General features: G+C 62.0%; 2 protein-coding genes. Both read left to right on the top strand.

Annotated elements, in window-relative coordinates:
* Positions 1 to 465 precede the first annotated feature (465 nt).
* The gene (locus Sru01_RS35000) at positions 466 to 954 is read left to right on the top strand and encodes a hypothetical protein (protein WP_203995201.1); all 489 of its coding nucleotides are present in this window, start codon (positions 466 to 468) and stop codon (positions 952 to 954) included.
* 122 nt (positions 955 to 1,076) lie between these two features.
* Entirely contained in the window at positions 1,077 to 1,574 is a 498-nt protein-coding gene (locus Sru01_RS34995; RefSeq protein WP_203995198.1) for a hypothetical protein, read from the top strand.
* The last annotated feature ends 143 nt before the right edge of the window (positions 1,575 to 1,717 follow it).

Genomic DNA, 1,717 nt, shown 5'->3' with positions numbered 1-1,717 from the left:
TCGCCACCGGGGGCGGCCGGCCTGCCGAGCTGCCGGGTACCAGCGGGTGTGCATCGCGGTGTTCGACTACCAGGACGCCAGGATCAACACCTGGAAGATCTACGACCTGTACCAGTACGGCGACCACTCGTTTTATATGCACATCGACCCCTTCGATCCTGAGTCGTCGGGTGCGGCCAGGTTCGTCGACGAGTTCCGCCGGTACCGGCTCCAGGCGGGCTTCACCCAGGCGCCCCTGAACGGTCGCCGCGGACCGCGCCGACCCGAGAGTGGCGCACCTTCCTGCACGCCCTCCGGCAGGATGGGTTCGCCTGCTGATCGGATGACTCCCGGCACCGCCGAATCTGGCGCGGCGAGGGCGTTGTCGTGGGCAGGTTCGCCGGTGGAGGATGGCGCTGGTGCAAGGCCGTCTGTGATGTCGACGTGCAGGCGTGAGAGGAACCGGCCTCCAGGAGGACATCGCCGATGAGATTGCTGAAGTCGCCGCTGCCCAAGGTGCTGGCGGCCGCGATCGTGATCTATTTCACTCCGGTCGCCGTCATCGAGTTCGCCGCGTGGTGGTGGCACGGCCGGTCCTCTGCGGTGGCGGATGAAGCGGTCCGTGAGGTCCAAGGGATAGGCGAGACAGTATCGAAGGTTCAGACGGCGTGGAGCATGGCCGACGTCGCCATCGTGACCGACTATGTATTCATTGTTGTTTCGAGGCGTCAGGGCAGGACCTTGCCGGCTGTGGGAAGCGAGATTCTTCAGCGAAAAGGCTGGCAGGTTCAGGAAAATCGCGACCCCGCCGCCGTCCAACTTGTCTCAAGCCGTTGGAGGGCGTCAGCCCTGCTGCGACCACTTGGTGCCTTTTCAGTGGTCGAGGAGGAAGTGAGAGGCGCAGTGGAAGGATTGAGGGCGTCGGTGCCGGATCCTGGTTCCGTCCTGGTGGTGGCGCTGAAGCCCTGTGAGTGAGCCGGGTCCTCGTGGCCAGGAAAGCGTCAACGTGATCTGGGCAGGTGGTTGCCGCGCGTTCGGGATAACGCTGGGGTGCATGAAGAGAGTGTTGGGCCTACATGTTCGGTCAGGGAATAACGATGATCATGTTCGATGTGCTGTCGGTGCTGAGGTTAGCGCTCGCGATGGTCGCCTCGACGGTGTCCGTAGTCGCGTGCGTCCCTCTCGGAGATCCACAGCCGCGTCCCGTGGGACTGGGGAGATCGGCGGACGGAAGGCTTCAGTTCATGATCGTTCTTTGTTCGGGCGAACAGGTCACTTCTTTCGAGGTGACAGATCGTGGAACGGGCGCACTTCTCTGGAAGATCGCCGATCCGGTCGCTGCCACGAGATCGGTACAGCGCGTGATCTTAGGCGATTCCGCGGGATTTCGCAGCATCGAAACGCCTCTAAGGAAAAAGTTCCCAGACAATATCGAGGTGGGAGTTCGCCTGTCAAATGGAGCTCCATTCGCAACCTCATTTGTGCAAGGCGAGGTTCCGAAAGAACTTGCGCGTACCGGTCGGGTTCTGGATTATGACCGGGAAAGTGTGTCCGCGGACGAGTTCGTCGACCAGATTCAGGGTGAGTACTGTTGAGACGTCTGCACTCCTGCGGAGACGATCCGGACTGTGGACACTTCGTTTGCCGTCGTCGAATGGCCTGACCGGTATGGTGTCGGGGTCAGAACCAGATGCCGCTACCCGCCGATCCAGGCGCGTGTTCCAGGCAAGGGGTCACT

The organism is Sphaerisporangium rufum, assembly GCF_016863395.1.
Classification (GTDB): Bacteria; Actinomycetota; Actinomycetes; order Streptosporangiales; family Streptosporangiaceae; genus Sphaerisporangium; species Sphaerisporangium rufum.
Note: the sequence above shows the minus strand (reverse complement) of the source record. Positions and strands in the feature narration are given on the sequence as shown.

Bases quoted from the DNA above. Each gene is read 5' to 3' on its own strand.
- Sru01_RS35000 (WP_203995201.1), top strand. From the start codon at position 466: ATGAGATTGCTGAAGTCGCCGCTGCCCAAGGTGCTGGCGGCCGCGATC.
- Sru01_RS34995 (WP_203995198.1), top strand. From the start codon at position 1,077: ATGATCATGTTCGATGTGCTGTCGGTGCTGAGGTTAGCGCTCGCGATG.